The organism is Microcoleus sp. SVA1B4, from assembly GCF_036700545.1.
In the GTDB taxonomy this organism is placed as follows: Bacteria; Cyanobacteriota; Cyanobacteriia; order Cyanobacteriales; family Microcoleaceae; genus Microcoleus.
On record NZ_JAUBPB010000059.1, the window covers coordinates 1 to 16,496 of the forward strand.

The window sequence follows — 16,496 nt, forward strand, 5'->3', positions numbered from 1 at the left end:
GATTTTAAATCACCCTAACCTTCCTTCAGTCTTGTCTTATGGTACTCTGGCTGCTTAAAAACTGTCCGGAGTATTGCTAAAAGTAACTCGATACTAAACCTTTGAGCATTGCCCAAAGCGACAAGAATTTGCTGCCGCACCACAAACGCCAACAGCCAGCAAATCTCCGCCTTCAGCCAAACCAAAAGGCCTCGCGCCAACAGATATTGGCGGTGAGCGTTCTCAGAAGTAATCCGTACCGGATAATTAAAAGTATGCGGATAGCGCGATATTGCAGTTAAAACCGCAAAAATAATGGCAGCCACAGCCGGCACGATCCAAATCGTTACCTTGTCGCCCCAAGCATCAGCCAGCCCCCCCAAGCCGAAATGAATCGGAATTCGATCGGGCAAAACCGCCCAAAACTTGACGATGAGCAAAACAGCCAGCAAAAGCGCGATCGCCGCTAAAAGCTCTACCGCCAGTAAAACGGGCGAAAGCCCCAGAGAAATAACCGGCCGTTGGTTTGGTGCGTTTCCAGTCATGGCTACTGAAAATTAGATTAATATTGACAATAATAGTATTGGTTCCAATTCCATTCCCCAACAGCTTTCGTTGGGGGTTTCCAAACATCCCGCGAGGTTCTATGACGGCTCAGGTCTTGATTGAAAAGAAAAAGTTAGAAAAACCGCCCCTAACAATACACACATTAGGCGATCGCGTCCTGCGGCAGCCAGCCAAGCGCGTCAAAAGCGTCGATGCAGAAATTCGGCAGCTAGTCCGAGAAATGCTGCAAACCATGTACAGTGCGGATGGTATCGGTTTGGCCGCCCCCCAAGTCGGAGTCCACAAACAAGTAATCGTGCTCGACTGCGACCCGGAAAACCCTGCCACACCCCCAATCGTTTTGATCAATCCCACCATCAAAAGTAGCAGCGGCGATATCTGCATCTTGCAAGAAGGGTGTTTGAGCATTCCGGGAGTTTATTTAGAAGTCAAACGCCCAGAAGTCATTGAAGTCTCCTACCGCGACGAATACGGCCGCCCACAAACCCTGATAGCAACAGACTTACTGTCGAGAGCAATTCAGCACGAAATGGATCACCTCAACGGAGTGCTGTTTGTAGACAGAGTTGAAAACAAGCTCGCACTGAATGAAGCATTAGTCAAGCAGAAATTTTCGCCAAAGGCAGTAAAATCAGTATGATGGCAGGAACTCCGAAAAGTGGTTTACTATTAGCTCTTTCGTGCATCACTGCGATCGCGGCAGTCGGCTCCATTTTTGAGCTGTCATCGGGAGAAGCTCAACTTGGCAATTTAGTCACGGGCATCATCCTCGCCCTGAGCGTACCGCTAACTGGCATATTTTTCTATGCAGCCGTTCAGGATGCCAGGGCAAATCTATAAGCAGAGTTATTAGTCATTAGTCATTAGTCAGCAGTTATTAGTAATTAGTAATTAGTAATTAGTCAGCAGCTAACAACCAATAACTGTGGAATAAAGACTGCTCAAAAATAACATCAGCTAACAGCTCGCGAGCTCATGATTAATGACTAATGACTAATGACTAATGACTCATAACTCATGACTAATGAAATCGGATTTCTGCGACAAGTGCCAGCCCAAGACGCTGTGGGAACCCCAGTATCCAAGTACCAACTTTCTGAAGAAGGGGAATTGGTTATCGGACGCGATCGCAATTGTCAAATAACTTTAGAGTCGATCGCCCACGGCATGGTTTCCCGTCGCCACGCCATGATCCGTCCCCTAACCCAGGGTACTTTGACAAGATGGGAAATTTGCGACCTTAACAGCGCTAACGGAACTTATATCAACGGAAAAAAGCTCTCTGGTTGCCAAACTTTAGAAACAGGCGATCGCATCAGTCTCGGCCTGGACGGCCCTGAATTTATATTTGAATCTCCCGTAACCCCTTACCAAAATCAACCCGGATTAAGCTCACCACAAACGGGCAATTTTGCTGGTATCGAAAAAGACGCTCTCACTTTAACTCAATTATTCCCGATCGCCTCCACGGGCAAACAATTAAGCCAAAAAGCTTACTTATATCCAGGTATTGCCACAGTTATTGTTGTCGTATCGATGTTTGTCGCCGTTGGAAATTCCGCAGCATTCAACTTGCTGCTGTCAGCTTACCTCGCCGGTGCGGCTTACTACTTTATCTATCAACTGTGCGGCAAACACAAGCCTTGGTGGGTATTGCTTGGTTCGGCTTTAGCTACAGTCCTGATTGTGATCAGCCCCTTATTAATTGGATTTATATTAGTATTTAGAGAAATTTTGCCCGGCCGTCTGCCAATCGAAGGCGAAACAATCAGTTTTTTGCCTTTTTTGACCAGAATGTTTTTCGGGGCGGGTCTAATGGAAGAATTGCTGAAAGCCCTGCCCGTTTTGGGAGCAATGTTGCTGGGAAATTGGCTGAAAAATCCGTGGCGCGATCGCATCGGCGTTTGGGAACCTTTAGACGGCATTCTGTTAGGAAGTGCCTCAGCAGTCGGCTTTACACTGTTAGAAACTCTGGGACAGTACGTTCCCAATGTCATCCAAAATGTCACTCTGCAAGCAGGGCCCGACGCCGGACAATTAGTAGGATTGCAGTTGCTAATTCCCCGGATTTTGGGTTCCGCCGCCGGACATATGGCTTACAGCGGCTATTTGGGATATTTTATCGGTTTGAGCGCCCTCAAACCCAGGAAGCGGTGGCAAATTTTGGGCGTAGGTTATTTCAGTGCTTCGGCACTTCACGCTTTGTGGAATGCGTCGGGAGCAGCCAGCGTACTTTTGCTGGCGTTGGTGGGAGTTTTGTCCTATGCGTTTTTGGTAGCTGCGATTTTGAAAGCCAGAGCTCTGTCTCCGAATCGAGAGCAAAATTTTGCCACGAGAATATTTTCTGAAAAGTGACTGCTGACTGGTTAATTGTTGAGGTGCGATCGCACTTCAAACTGCCATTTTTTTCTTGTGTTTTAACCAGCTTAAACCTGCCAATGCTAAAGCTGTCCCCCCAGCAGTGAGAGGTTCGGGAACAGGTTCGGGTTCGGTATTCACTAAAGTGTAAGAAACCTCGGCATTGGGGGAGATATATCTAGAGTATATAACATAGCTGTCGGTGACGATCGATCCATCGTCTATATATGATTGATAGTTCACCTGTCTGTGTACTACCTCCCTACTCCACGAGCCAGAGGTAACTCCGATAGACCAATATGCGCTGCCCTCAACCCTCAAGAAAAAAGGCCCTCCTGGTTCGTCTGGAGGACTGATATAGTCTCTTATCGCACCGTCGCCGCCGCTGGCTTGCACTCCGAGAAACTGCCCTTCACGAAATACAGCTCGAACCCCTGCCAAATTATCATATTCTTTTGTGCTTCCCAACTCGGGAAAAGTAAAACCGTACATTCTTCCCTCGGAAACTGTCCCCTCGGAAATTCCTTCAATGTCTATTCCTGTAAGCAAGGAGTTATCCACCTTTAAAAAACCGCTACCTTGACCGTCAAAATTGATATTGTAGGTGAGTACGGCGGCTTGTGCTTTGTCTACTCCTGCTAATGACACCGCTGAAAACAAACTTAAAATTGTGCTAGCGATCGCACTTCCTAATCTGGGCCTTAGTTTTTGACTCATTGTTTTTTATATTAAGCTTTACGTAAGTGTAATTTATGGTAGTGAGCGATCGCCCGTAATTATCCCCATTCTTAAAGTAAATTTTTTTGAATTCAAAGATTGCGGAATGTAAATAACCGAACTAATACGGATGCGTCATCTGTTGTATTTGTATAATTTCTGACTTTCACTATTACTTTTGAACACAAACCAGAAAAATGTTTGATCGTAATCGCCAAATATTCCGACGGGTTTGTGTTGTTGTTGCTATGCTGCCGACGATCGTCCCGATACCTATACACACTTCATAAAGTTTGTCAATACGCAATTTCCAGATATTTTACCCCAGTATTCTCTCCTTGTGTATGATTCGCTTCTGCTTAATTGCCCGATGCGATAATCGCAACTGAACTTAGAAATTCTTCACAAATAGTTTGACTGTGGTACTATCTGGATGGCTGTGAGTAGCTGAGGGAAGCCAAGGGGCTTGATTCCTGTGGTGGTGGAGGAGAATCCAGGAGTGCTAGATAGGATGTCATTGGGATACGCAAACGTTTTCGCCCAGCGAAGTCAACCCGAACCCCTCCGCATTGGGGTGATTGGGGTTGGCAATATGGGCCAGCACCACACGCGAGTTCTGAGCTTGCTAAAAGATATCGAACTCGTGGGTGTTGCCGACATAAATGTAGAGCGGGGAATAGATGTAGCAAGCAAATACCGGGTTCGCTTCTTTGAAGACTACCGAGATTTGCTCGCCCACGTAGATGCAGTTTGCGTCGCCGTTCCAACTCGCCTGCATCACCCTGTGGGGATGTCTTGTCTCCAAGCGGGTGTTCACGTTTTAATTGAAAAGCCGATCGCGGCTAGCATTGCCGAAGCCGAATCTTTGGTCAACGCGGCTGCTGAGGCCCACCGGATTTTACAAGTGGGTCACATCGAGCGCTTCAATCCAGCTTTTCAGGAACTCGGCAAAGTGCTGAAAACTGAAGAGTTACTGGCATTGGAAGCTCACCGGATGAGTCCCTATTCCCAGCGGGCTAACGACGTATCGGTAGTTTTGGATTTAATGATCCACGACATCGACTTGCTCCTGGAATTGGCAGATTCCCAAGTAGTGAAGCTGACGGCCAGCGGCAGCAGGGCATCAGATTCAGGTTATTTAGACTACGTGACAGCGACGTTGAACTTTGCTAACGGCATTGTCGCCACCCTGACTGCCAGTAAGGTGACGCACCGCAAACTCCGTTCAATCGTGGCTCACTGCAAAAATTCTCTGACAGAGGCAGATTTTCTCAACAACGAAATCTTGATTCACCGACAAACAACCGCCAATTACGTGACGGATTACGGTCAGGTGCTTTACCGTCAAGATGGGTTGATCGAGAAAGTTTACACCAGCAATATTGAACCGCTCCACGCAGAATTGGAGCATTTTATTAATTGCGTGCGGGGTGGAAATCAGCCTTCTGTGGGAGGAGAACAAGCTCTCAAAGCTCTGCGGCTTGCGAGTTCGATCGAGCAAATGGCTCTCGACGGTCAAGCTTGGTATCCGAAAGAGCTAGAGTCTACTTTGCAAGTTAGCTAAATCGAGACAAATCTTGTCGTTTCCGGGTGCTTTTACAGTTTGGGTTTGTTGTTTGTTGAAGAGAATAACTGTTCCCATGCAACCGGATTCGATGTCAGCCGATTTGACATTTGAGACGGGGGCGCGAGCATTTCGGCGAGCGCGAGCATCGAGCCGCGCTCACTCGATTCGCGCGAGCGTCGAAGGATTTTAGACTTTAGATTGACTCTGCAGATGAATCTGGGGGCTTGAACTAAGGTTTAAATTTTTTTGCTCTCCACAACACGAGTCGGGGGCAATTGTCCGTCTTGAGGTGAGGTTAGGATTTATCAGAAAATTGGGTTGAAAACCCTGTCCTTGTAGGACGGCTTTTTTCCATTGTTAAGTAAAATAACAAATCCATCTTAACAAATGAAGATGGTAGAATAACCAAATCAGACAAGATGTAAAAACCTACCCCCGGACTGGGGGAAAGTCTACGCCCAAAACATTTTTGAGGAGATATGACTACGCACTCTTTTGTGCCCAGAGTAGTCAGCCTGGGAACCCTAGCTATAGGGATATTAAGACTGAAATGTCTTAAGAATCCCCGTGCCTTAAGGCCGGAGAGTGTCAAGCCAAAAAAGAGCGACTATTTGACGACTGATGGTTTTGCTAACTAGCTGATTTCCTTGAGGACTCAGGTGAATGCTGTCTCGATACAAAGTTGGAAATTCGGCCGCACAATTGAAAATGGGAAGAAAATCTATGTAAGTAATTTTCTCTGTTTCTACGAGTTCGGCGAGACGCGCTCTAGCCTTGACTTCCCAGTCGCGAGGGCCCGGGCCGCCGAGTTCGCCCCGCTTGGGCGTGACGGCTAGCAAAAACTCGATGTTGGCGGATACAGCTATTTTCTGGATTTGGCTAATAGCCTCTAAGTTGCAGCCTACTACATCGCCGCTTGTGGCTCCGGGTGCGGCCAATTGAGGAGTCGGCACTGCAGGTAGCAGGTAGCGGCTCAATAACTCTAACGTAGCCGATCGGGGTTTGCGATCCGGGTAAGATCGATCGCGCCCCACAACCAGATCACAAGGAGCCGATGCAAACAAATCGTCCGTATTGAGCAGTAAAACCAAAGCCTTTGCCCCAAAAACACCGAACCGCTTGGCGTAAGCAAGTTGATTCCTCGGCCCCCAAGAATTGGCTGAGGCATTGAGAACTTCAAAATTTAAATAGTTGACTTGTGAACCTAATTGTGCATCGCTCGCCAGATTCTGTACTTGCAGTCTCAAATTCCGAGCCATAATTTCCGAGATCGTATCTGTCTGATGTGTCCACCAACCGCCGTTGGCGACAGAATCTCCCAATAGCAAAACGCGCAGAGTTGACGGATCGGGGAGGGGGGCGATCGCTCCGCTACGCATCGAATACTCGTTAATCTCAATCCGGTTGCCCAAGCGGCGCACCTTCTGGTTGGGCGCCAACAAATAGCCGCACTCGGCATCGGCAATATAAATCAAGGGATTACCAAAACCCAGCAGCACCCGCAGCAGCACTTCGATTGCCGCCCCCAATGCTGCGGTGACAGCCAAAATTATGAGAACAACTTCCACCAGTCAACCTCGATAGAGAAGGAAAAACCCCTGCCGACACCAAGGTATAAAAAAGAATGCAACTGCAGTCAAGCTTTCAACCCCGATTGTAGTCAGTCGATTTGAGATTAAAGATTAAAGCATTGACTCCACAGATGAATCTGGGAAATATCCCTAAAATCTAAACTTTTTTGCTTTCCAGGACTCCTGTCTACAAGCAAGTATCCGTCTTTGAGTGAGGTGAGGTCGCCTTTGTAAAATCTAAAATCTAAAATCTAAACTGTTATGGCTGCGGGCTTTGAGCAACTTGGCGACCCGATTAAGTCAACCGAATCGCCCCCGTCGATATAGAATTCTAGAATATACCGTCAAAATCCGCCGTCAGCCGTCAGTGAACTTGGTGGTTTCAGGAAAATCCGTGGACTTAAAACAAATATTCAAAACGCCGAATCCCATAATCGGTGTCGTACATTTACAGCCTTTGCCAACTTCTCCCCGCTGGGGCGGAAACCTCAAAGCTATTATCGGAAGAGCCGAGCAAGAGGCTACAGCGCTGGCTTCTGGTGGCGCAAACGGTATCATTGTCGAGAACTTTTTCGACGCTCCTTTTGCCAAAGACAGCGTAGATCCGGCTGTGGTAAGTGCCATGACTCTGGTAGTCGAGAGGCTAACAAATCTCGTGACGCTGCCGATCGGCGTTAACGTGCTGCGAAACGACGCCCACAGCGCGATCGCCATCGCCTCCTGCACAGGAGCTCAATTCATCCGCGTCAACGTCCTCAACGGCATTATGGCTACAGACCAAGGCTTAATTGAAGGCCAAGCTCACCAGCTACTGCGCTACCGCCGGGAATTGGGCAGCGATGTCAAAATATTAGCAGACGTGTTAGTCAAGCACGGGCGACCCCTAGGCAGCCCCAACTTGACCACAGCCGTCCAAGAGACGATCGGGCGCGCTTTAGCCGACGCCGTAATCCTTTCCGGCTGGACAACTGGTAGCCCTCCCAATCTCGAAGACTTAGAACTCGCGAGTGCTGCTGCTGCTGGAATTCCAGTTTTCATCGGCAGCGGCGCCTCGTGGGAAAACATTTCCACCCTCATGCAGGCCGCTGACGGCGTAATCGTATCGAGTTCCCTGAAACGAAACGGCCGCATCGAGCAGCCCATCGATCCGATCCGCGTCAGTCAGTTTGTAGAAGCTGCCCGTCGCAGCTTGTCACAGAAAGAGCCCGAACAGGAAAATAGAGATGCTAATGGCTCAAGAGGGCCAACACCGGAACCGGGCAAAGTCACAAGTAAAACGTAAAATAGGAATTGTTGACTGTTGGCAGTAGTCATCAGTCATCAGTCATCAGTCAACAGTCAACAGTCATCAGTCGACAGTCAACAATTCCCAATTCCCAAATTACCAAATCAAAAAATGATTCGCCGACGTTCAACCCCTTGGATTCATCGCTGGTCTCGGACTGTGATGGCAGCGATCGCAGCCATAGGCGTCGTAGAAACGGCCTATCTCACGATCGCTAAATTCACCAATGGCTCGGTCATTTGTCCCACCAGCGGCTGCGACAAAGTTCTTAACAGTCCCTACGCCACAGTCTTTGGTACAGTGCCTTTAAGTTTGTTAGGCTGTCTGGCTTACCTGAGCATAGCAATCCTGGCATTGGCTCCCAAAGCTGTAAATCCCGCCACCAAGAAAGGACTGCACTCTCAACTAGAAAACAAAACTTGGCAAGCGCTATTTATCATCACCGCTGCGATGGTAATTTTCAGCAGCTATTTGATGTATTTGATGGCTTTTGAAATTCAGGAACTGTGCATTTACTGCGTCACTTCTGCCTTATTTGCGCTGTCGCTGTTTGTACTGGTGCTAGTCGGGCGCGAGTGGGAAGATATCGGGCAGTTGGTGTTTACAGGCATTTTGGTGGCAATGGTGAGTTCGATCGGCGCCTTGGGACTTTATAACAGCGTCAAATCACCTCCTCCTATTGTCTCTACCCCCGGACTTGCACCCCCTGCCGTCACTACCACCTCCGGCCCTGCCGAAATGGCTTTGGCCCGCCACCTCCGACAAATCGGCGCTAAAGAGTACGGCGCTTACTGGTGTCCCCACTGCCACGACCAAAAAATGCTGTTCGGCAAAGAAGCAGCCAAAATAATTGATTATTTTGAATGCGATCCCAGGGGGCAAAATTCCCGCGCCCAAATTTGCCAAGCGGCGGCTGCGAATGTTAAAGGTTTCCCCACTTGGGAGATTAATGGTCAGTTTTATGCAGGGACACAATCTTTGGATAAACTCGCTGATTTATCGGGTTACACCGGCCCCCGCACCTTTCAAAACTGACAGGAAAGTTGGAGATTATAGATGACAGATTTTAGATTGATTGGCCGGAAATATCCTGGTTTTTAACTTAGTTTATCGTTGGCTCGTGCGGCGAAATTAATCTAAAATCTCGCATCTATAATCAATAAAAAAATAGTAAAAATTAGTTACAACGAAAAACTTTAAAACAATTTGTGGCTCTCTAGTATTTAGAGCAGCGAATAAATACTAGAACTTTTACACAAAAAAAAACGCCAGAAACCGGGTTTCTGCTTCCAGAATGATTGTTGAAATGACATATTTTGGTGGCGAAACCCGGTTTCTGCTGTTGCAGCCCGATCGCACCGAAAAACTAAAAAATTGGATAATCTAAAATCTAAAATCGACTCGCTCGCACCGAAAAACCAAAAAATTGGATAATCTAAAATTTAAAATCTAAAATCTAAAATCGACTCGCTCGCACCGAAAAACCAAAAAATTGGATAATCTAAAATCTAAAATCTAAAATCGACTCGGAGATGTAAAACCTATACGTAGTAGTAGTTTAGATGCTCACAGGGCGAAGCCCAAATCCCCAAAATATGCTAGAAACTATCAAAAAATGGGTCGATCGAGAACGCCGAGTATTGATTACTGCGAGTGCCGTTGCTAGTACGGTCATTTTAATGCGCTGGTTCGGATGTTTTCAGGTGTGGGAATGGGCTGCTTTCGACCAATTTGTGCGCTGGCGACCGGCCGAACCCATTGACTCGCGCATCGTCATTGTAGAAATTAAGGAAGCTGACTTGCAAAAATACGGCTACCCAATTTCGGATGCTGTCTTGGCCCAATTGCTGCAAAAATTGCACGCTGGCCAGCCGCGGGCGATCGGCCTCGACATTTACCGAGATTTGCCAACTCAACCGGGTAACGCCGAATTGCTCAAAACTTTTAAAACTATTCCCAACTTAATCGGCATTGAATTGATGCCAGACGAAACCAGGTTGGGAGTTCGCCCACCTCCGGTACTTGACAAGCTCGATCGAATCGGTTTCAACAACGTTGTCATCGACGCTGACTCAAAAGTGCGGCGAACTTTGCTCTACGCTTGGCCCGGAGACGGCAAAACTCATCAAAGTTTCGCACTCAGACTGACTTTGCTTTACCTCAAAAGCGAAGGAATTTCGCCTCAACCAGCAAGAGTCAATCCTACATACTTGCAGTTAGGCAAGGGGGTTTTTCGGCCTTTTCAACCGAATGACGGTGCTTACGTTCGATCGGACAGCCGTGGCTATCAAATTTTGACCAACCTGCGCGGCCCACGAGGCAGTTTTCGCACTGCATCGATGAGCGATGTGTTATCTGGCACCGTACCTGCTGATTTTGTACGATCGCGCATTGTCTTGATCGGCTCAAATGCCCCCAGCCTCAAAGACTTTTACCAAAATTCTTACAGTTCCGGTTGGTTTAGTCCTCCCCAACAAATACCGGGAGTCGAGCTTCAGGCTCATTTCTTGAGCCAAATTTTGAGTGCAGCCATCGACGGGCGCGGGGGTATCAATGTCTGGCCAGAGGCTGCGGAGTTGCTGTGGATTTTGCTGTGGTCTTGGGCGGGAGCAAATGTGAGTTGGAATTTGCGATCGCTTGGTCGATCGGCTTACTGTTTATTAAGTATCTGTCTAGGTCTGAGTGCCAGTTTATACTTGGTATTTTTAGCCGGTTGGTGGCTACCGTTAATTCCTCCAATCGTCAGTCTTGTGGGTTCTGGTGCTGCTGTTGTGGGTTATCTGGCTCACTTGCAAGAAGAATTAAAACGGTCTAAAGAATTTTTACAATCGCTAATCGATACAATTCCCGACCCAATTTTTGTCAAAGATAGAAATCACCGCTGCGTAGTTTTGAATCAGGCATATTGTCGGTTTATTGGCTATCCTTTAGAAATTTTAACTTGCCGAACCGATTACGATTTATTTCCCCAAGCCGAAGCCGAGATATTTTGGCAGGAAAACGAATTAGTATTTCAAACTCACCAGCCGCGAGAAAATGAAGAATATTTTACTGACGCTCACGGAATTACGCATCTAATTGCGACTAAAAGATCCCTGCATAAAGATGCTGCAGGCAACCTATTTTTAGTCGGAGCAATCAGAGATATTACCGAGCGCCAACTCCGCGCAAATGCCCTCGAACAAAAAAATGCTGAGCTCAGCCACCAAGCTTATCACGATTCTCTTACCGGTTTGCCCAACCGCCAAATGTTTTACGAATGCTTGCATCAGTCTCTAGAAATTGCCTCCAGCAATCAGGAATTGGTAGCTTTACTGTTTTTAGATTTAGATGGATTTAAGTCAATCAACGACACTCTCGGACACAATGTGGGCGATTTACTCTTAAAAACAGTTGCCAGTCGGCTCAAAAAATGCTTGCGCGGCAGCGATACAATCTCGCGGTTGGGCGGCGACGAGTTCACAGTCATTTTGCCCGTAATTCCCGGCCGTGAGGAAGCTGCGAAAGTAGCTGAAAAAATTTGCGACGCCATTATGCAGCCTTTTATTTTAGAAGAACATACAGTTTCTGTAACTACAAGTATTGGCATTAGTTTATATCCCATTGACGGTCAAGAGCCAGAGATTTTAGTTAAGAATGCCGATGTTGCGATGTATCGTGCTAAGGAACGCGGGAAAAATCAATATCACTTTTATTAATTAAGACCAGTTAAAAACATAATACAACTGTAGGTAAAGTCCCCACCCCGATATTGATAAGTCATTTATAATTATTCAATTTTTTTATCTAAAATCTCAATTACTTCAGACAAAATTTGAGCAATTTTAGGTCTCAAACCTTAATTGGGCAGTGAGGGAGATACAGCATATTCGGTGGTTCGTGAAGTACATTATAAAGCTCTATTGTTGGTACATTGTTATGTAGGGTGCGGATCTGCTCATGTTTAATGAAACTTGCAGATTGACTGGTGGCGACGCACCTTACTTACGACAAGGTTGTGTGTACCGCATATACATGGAATATACTGTATTATTTCAGGCGTCCCCTGTGCAGCTAACTTCAGGAAAATAGCTTGTTGATCGAGCCTTAAACCGTAAGCTTTCTAAGCTTTTTGAAACCGTTCAAAAAAATGTTTTAAGTAGTGAAATCTCACATCTCAAATCACATAAATTTAAAGTCTCTAATCTGTCATCTGTCATTAGATAGATTTACCCCAAGATAAAACTTATGAGAGCAACTTGCCGTCTCATCTGAATGTTACAAAATATTAAAATCAATCACAACCTGAAACCAAATTCAAATCGCCAAAAGCCTTAATGTAAAAAAAATTATGTAAACTTACGAAAGTTAATTAAAGTAAATGTAAAGACATCAGTGGAAATACGGAAATTGATAGATATAATAGGTGGTACACACGTGGATCTATTGCGGTGATTGGAATAAGGCGGTGAATACTATGCGTACTTTGATTCAGCTCACAACAACGGCAACCCTGGCGGTCTGCCTGCAAGTGAATATAGTCGGCACCGCCAATGCGGCTCGACTTGCCAGCAACTCAGCTAGCAATTTCACAAAAGCCCGTAGCGCGGGCAAGATCCCGACGCCATTGACCCCCAGACTTGGGACAGTGACATCAACCTCTAGGTTTGGAAATCTCCAAAAATACGAACCAACCCCGAACGGGAACCCCGAAAGTGACGGTACGGGAACGCGCTGACCCCAAATTTTGAATAAATTTTAATCTTCTATTCGCGGAGATTTGTACCAATTGGATTGGTTAATTAAAGTATGGCTGCACCAATCCGGATCGGTGAGGGGATAGTCCACTCGGTAATGACCGCCACGACTTTCGGTGCGAAACGCAGCACTTTTGACAATTAAATAGCCGATATCCAATAAATTCCCAACTTCTCCCCAATTTCGCAAAATCGAGCTATTCTCCGTCTCAGTAGGGGAAAAATCAATAATTTGTCCGGGCCGTAAATTATCAAGCGTTTGACTCAAAGGCAACGAAGCAAATTCTTGCCGCCAAATCTCAAGTTGGACGATCGCACTTTCCAAATCCCGCTGTCCCCGGCAAATGCCCGCACTCTGCCACACCAAATTCCGCAATTCAACCCGCAACCTTTCGATCGCCTCAATGTCCTGTTCAGAAATCGATTTATCCCAGATTTCCTCTGCATCTAACTCATCTGTGAGTGCCTCGGGCTTTCCACCTTCTAGCTGCAAAAGTCCCATCTGCGCCCCAAAAACCAGACATTCCAGCAGCGAATTGCTCGCCAACCGATTAGCACCGTGTACCCCCGTGCTCGCAGTTTCTCCCACCGCGTACAAACCCGGAATCGAAGTTTGGTTGAACTTGTCAGCCACAATCCCTCCCATCCAGTAATGGGCCGCGGGCGTCACCGGCACCGGTTCGGAAAAAATATCAATTCCCCAATCAGCACACACTTGAATAATATTGGGAAACCTGTAGCGCAGTCGATCGACCGCAATCGGGCGCAAATCCAGCCAAACATGAGGTTCCCCCGTTTTTTGTAAGTGGCGGAAAATAGCGCGACTGACAACATCCCTAGGGGCGAGTTCCCCGCTGGGGTGAGAGTCAAAAGCAAAGCGATATCCCTTACTGTCAACCAAATGAGCTCCTTCTCCCCGCACCGCTTCGCTAATGAGAAACCGAGGCGCGCCCGCTGTGCTCAGCGCCGTCGGGTGAAACTGCACAAATTCTAAATCTCGCAGCAGCGCCCCGGCGCGCCACGCAATTGCCACCCCGTCCCCGGTACTTACCGACGGATTGGTCGTTTGAGCAAAAACCTGTCCGCCGCCGCCTGTCGCCAGCACCACGGCTTTAGCTTGCAGCCACTTGACTTGTGAGCCACAAATCGAGCTAATCCCCTGACAGCGCCCGGTTTGGTCTAGCCACAGACTCAAAGCAAAGGCAGGAGATACGAGTTGAATGTTTTTGCGGCTTAATACTTTTGCTGTCAGCGTACTGATGACGGCTTTGCCCGTAGTGTCGGCGGCGTGGAGAACTCGGCGGCGGGAGTGGGCGGCTTCTAGGGTGAGGGCTAAATCTGGGCCGGTGCGATCGAATGCAACGCCCATTTTCACCAGGGAGTCGATGCAAGCACCAGCTTCCTCGACTAAAAATTTCACCGCCTCCAAATCGCAAAGACCGGCTCCTGCAGCCAGTGTATCCTGAACGTGCAGCGCTGCGGAATCTTCAGGGGCGATCGCCGCAGCAATCCCTCCTTGAGCCCAATCGCTTGCAGAAACAGGTAGGGTATTTTTATTGATCAAGCCCACCTGTAAATGCTCTGGCAGGCAGAGTGCTGTGTACAAACCCGCCGCGCCAGCACCTATTACCAATACGTCAAATTTGTCAGTCATAAGTCTGCCGCCAGTCAATTTTAGATTTTAGATTTTAGATTTGAGAATTGAGTCTACAGATGAATCTGGGGACTTGAACTAATGTCACTCAAGGGATTTTAGATTTTAGATTTTAGACTTTAGATGAATAAGGGGAACCCGCTTATTTCAAGCTAGCGAATTTTTGCAGGCTTTTGCTCAATGGTGGTTGAAAGTAAGTCTTGAGAAATTAAAGGCAGAAGCCATCAGCCTGTAGAAAAAAATCTTTTCTTTCTGCCGAATGCCTTCTGCCCAATGACTTCTGACTTCAAATGAGACCCGCTGCTACCTAGTCGTATAGACCATTATTCAACCGGTTGTCTCCTTCAATAAAGACTGATTCAACATCAGTTACGGTGAATTTGTCCATGTTAGCTTGCAGCACTTTTTTCTGAGCATCCGTCAAGTCTGAAATATTGAGTACGTCCTCAACATTTTCGTAAGGAGCATTCTTAATAATTAGTCCAGCTAAAGTGGGATACAACCCTCGAAATTCCCGAAAGTCCCGGACGGCGCTGTTATTCAAATCAAGTTTTTTGCCGTATTCTGTGGCAAGCTTCTCATCGGCGCGATTGGTTCTAGCCGGAGCTTCAACAGCTAGGAGCGAGGATGATGGCAAGACGATACGGCTTAATGACGCCGCGATCGCGCTTTGGTCTCCAGCCCATGCAAAGCAGCCCAGCACTAAGCCCAATACTGCCAATAGACGACCCAATCGTTTCATGAAGTTTTGTCTCCCAATTTCATACACAGCATTTATGTAGAGACTACCATTTTGCTTATGCAGTTTTTCAGATAAATCCGCAATAGGTAGAGGGCTGTTATAAACTTTCCCTTGGGGTATTGACAACGCAGATTATATATGATATTGGCTGAGTTTTAAGCATCGCAGACAAGTTTATAAAAGGCACTCCAAATTAAAAACTCGGACTGCGATTTTAAGGGGTTAATTTTTGCCCCGCACCCACTTTTCTAGCTATCAAGAACTTTTTCCTTTCGTTTTGAGAAAAGCGTTCAAGTCAGCATAAGTACCGCCGTAAGTCACGGTGGGATGGTCGTAACCCTTCAAAGCAACGGTGTGCTGCTCGAAAGCGCCCTGGGCCCCTAATTGAGTCAGATATTTGTAGGTAGTTTCTCCCACAGCGATATCCTTGCCGAGTTGCTTGGTGCAAGATTCCAGGCGAAATGCTGCGTTTACAGTATCTCCCAAGGCAGTATAGTCCGATCGATCGCTGCTGCCAGAATTTCCCACCATAGCATAACCGGTATTGATGCCGGCCCCGACTCGCAAAGGAAAAGGCAGGGGGTAACGGCTGCTGAGTTCGTCTGTTGCCTTGTGCAGTTCGCTCAAAGCTTGGCAAATCCGCATCATTTCCTCGCTGCTGACACCGCTGGTTTTGTGGAACCAGACTGCCATGATGGCATCGCCGATGTATTTGTCCACCCAACTGCCGTGTTCGCGAATGATCTGTCCTGCTTTGCGGAACCAATTGCCGATGACTTCCGAGAGGAGGGTTTCGTCTAGCTGCCTAGTCAAAACTGTAAAGTCTCGGATGTCCATTACCATGACGCTAATCAGGCTACGCACCGTCAAAGTCGCCGTAAAATCTTCAGAGTCTGTCTCGTGTATTGGATCGTGTCGGTGGCCGGCGGTTGGGTTGTAGAAGTCCAATTCGGTTTGACCGAAAATAATCCGATCGCCATTTCTGAGAGTGACAGGAATACTGACCCGCCGCCCGTTGACAAAGGAACCATTGCGGCTGCCCAAGTCGATTAGGTAGAACTCTCCTGTCTCCATTTGCTGTAACATCGCGTGATTACGGGAAATCCAGCGATCGGTCAGTACAAAATTATTGTCATCGCTCCGCCCTACTGTCCAGCAATTGCTGCCGGAGAGCGGCAAGTAGCGATTGCCGCTTTTCTCTGTACGAAGTACCAAATGTGGATTGGCTTGCAAAGTCACCACAGCCCTAAAAACGACATCAAGTCAACCGGTTTGAGGTTTTAAACTTTAAATTTTAACTTTACCGCGCGGCTTATGACT

The 16,496-nt window shown here is 47.2% G+C and carries 14 protein-coding genes; 8 read left to right on the forward strand and 6 right to left on the reverse strand.

The window, feature by feature from the left end; genetic code table 11:
* Positions 1 to 14: 14 nt before the first annotated feature.
* On the reverse strand, positions 15 to 524 hold the full coding sequence (locus QT987_RS22490) for a DUF1648 domain-containing protein (protein WP_333243762.1): 510 nt from the start codon (positions 522 to 524) through the stop codon (positions 15 to 17).
* A 101-nt stretch (positions 525 to 625) separates the two neighbouring features.
* Between QT987_RS22490 and def the strand changes: the two genes are divergently transcribed.
* From def to QT987_RS22505, 3 genes are all read left to right on the forward strand, one after another.
* Entirely contained in the window at positions 626 to 1,186 is a 561-nt protein-coding gene (gene def / locus QT987_RS22495; RefSeq protein ID WP_333243765.1) for a peptide deformylase, read from the forward strand.
* Positions 1,186 to 1,386 carry a hypothetical protein gene (locus tag QT987_RS22500; RefSeq protein ID WP_199292547.1) on the forward strand — a complete coding sequence of 67 codons (201 nt, stop codon included), beginning with the start codon at positions 1,186 to 1,188 and terminating at the stop codon, positions 1,384 to 1,386. Before def ends, QT987_RS22500 begins: the two co-directional genes overlap by 1 nt.
* A 177-nt stretch (positions 1,387 to 1,563) precedes the next feature.
* The gene (locus QT987_RS22505) at positions 1,564 to 2,901 is read left to right on the forward strand and encodes a PrsW family glutamic-type intramembrane protease (protein WP_333234155.1); all 1,338 of its coding nucleotides are present in this window, start codon (positions 1,564 to 1,566) and stop codon (positions 2,899 to 2,901) included.
* Between the two features lie 36 nt (positions 2,902 to 2,937).
* Here the strand turns inward: QT987_RS22505 and QT987_RS22510 are convergent, their stop codons facing one another.
* Positions 2,938 to 3,621, reverse strand: coding sequence for a PEP-CTERM sorting domain-containing protein (locus QT987_RS22510; protein WP_333243769.1), 684 nt, complete (start codon positions 3,619 to 3,621; stop codon positions 2,938 to 2,940).
* A 511-nt stretch (positions 3,622 to 4,132) separates the two neighbouring features.
* Here QT987_RS22510 and QT987_RS22515 point away from each other — a divergent pair.
* Positions 4,133 to 5,185 carry a Gfo/Idh/MocA family protein gene (locus QT987_RS22515; RefSeq protein WP_015178266.1) on the forward strand — a complete coding sequence of 351 codons (1,053 nt, stop codon included), beginning with the start codon at positions 4,133 to 4,135 and terminating at the stop codon, positions 5,183 to 5,185.
* A 575-nt stretch (positions 5,186 to 5,760) separates the two neighbouring features.
* Here QT987_RS22515 and QT987_RS22520 read toward each other — a convergent pair.
* A complete protein-coding gene (locus QT987_RS22520; protein WP_333244558.1) occupies positions 5,761 to 6,756 on the reverse strand; it encodes a GDSL-type esterase/lipase family protein in 996 nt (331 codons plus the stop codon).
* 397 nt (positions 6,757 to 7,153) lie between these two features.
* Between QT987_RS22520 and btpA the strand changes: the two genes are divergently transcribed.
* From btpA to QT987_RS22540, 4 genes are all read left to right on the forward strand, one after another.
* Positions 7,154 to 8,041: a photosystem I biogenesis protein BtpA gene (gene btpA / locus QT987_RS22525; protein WP_333057464.1), complete on the forward strand. Its 888-nt coding sequence runs from the start codon at positions 7,154 to 7,156 to the stop codon at positions 8,039 to 8,041.
* Between the two features lie 114 nt (positions 8,042 to 8,155).
* Positions 8,156 to 9,079, forward strand: coding sequence for a vitamin K epoxide reductase family protein (locus QT987_RS22530; RefSeq protein ID WP_333057495.1), 924 nt, complete (start codon positions 8,156 to 8,158; stop codon positions 9,077 to 9,079).
* A 527-nt stretch (positions 9,080 to 9,606) separates the two neighbouring features.
* A complete protein-coding gene (locus QT987_RS22535) occupies positions 9,607 to 11,742 on the forward strand; it encodes a CHASE2 domain-containing protein (protein ID WP_333318595.1) in 2,136 nt (711 codons plus the stop codon).
* A gap of 758 nt (positions 11,743 to 12,500) precedes the next feature.
* The gene (locus QT987_RS22540; protein ID WP_333244564.1) at positions 12,501 to 12,761 is read left to right on the forward strand and encodes a hypothetical protein; all 261 of its coding nucleotides are present in this window, start codon (positions 12,501 to 12,503) and stop codon (positions 12,759 to 12,761) included.
* Positions 12,762 to 12,781: 20 nt separating this feature from the next.
* On the opposite strand, the gene nadB is transcribed toward QT987_RS22540, so the two are convergent.
* From nadB to QT987_RS22555, 3 genes are all read right to left on the reverse strand, one after another.
* The gene (gene nadB / locus QT987_RS22545; protein WP_333244567.1) at positions 12,782 to 14,434 is read right to left on the reverse strand and encodes an L-aspartate oxidase; all 1,653 of its coding nucleotides are present in this window, start codon (positions 14,432 to 14,434) and stop codon (positions 12,782 to 12,784) included.
* A 307-nt stretch (positions 14,435 to 14,741) separates the two neighbouring features.
* Positions 14,742 to 15,176, reverse strand: a complete 435-nt coding sequence (psbU, locus tag QT987_RS22550) for a photosystem II complex extrinsic protein PsbU (protein ID WP_333244570.1) — start codon at positions 15,174 to 15,176, stop codon at positions 14,742 to 14,744.
* 255 nt (positions 15,177 to 15,431) lie between these two features.
* Positions 15,432 to 16,418 carry an adenylate/guanylate cyclase domain-containing protein gene (locus QT987_RS22555; protein WP_333243783.1) on the reverse strand — a complete coding sequence of 329 codons (987 nt, stop codon included), beginning with the start codon at positions 16,416 to 16,418 and terminating at the stop codon, positions 15,432 to 15,434.
* Between the last annotated feature and the right edge of the window lie 78 nt (positions 16,419 to 16,496).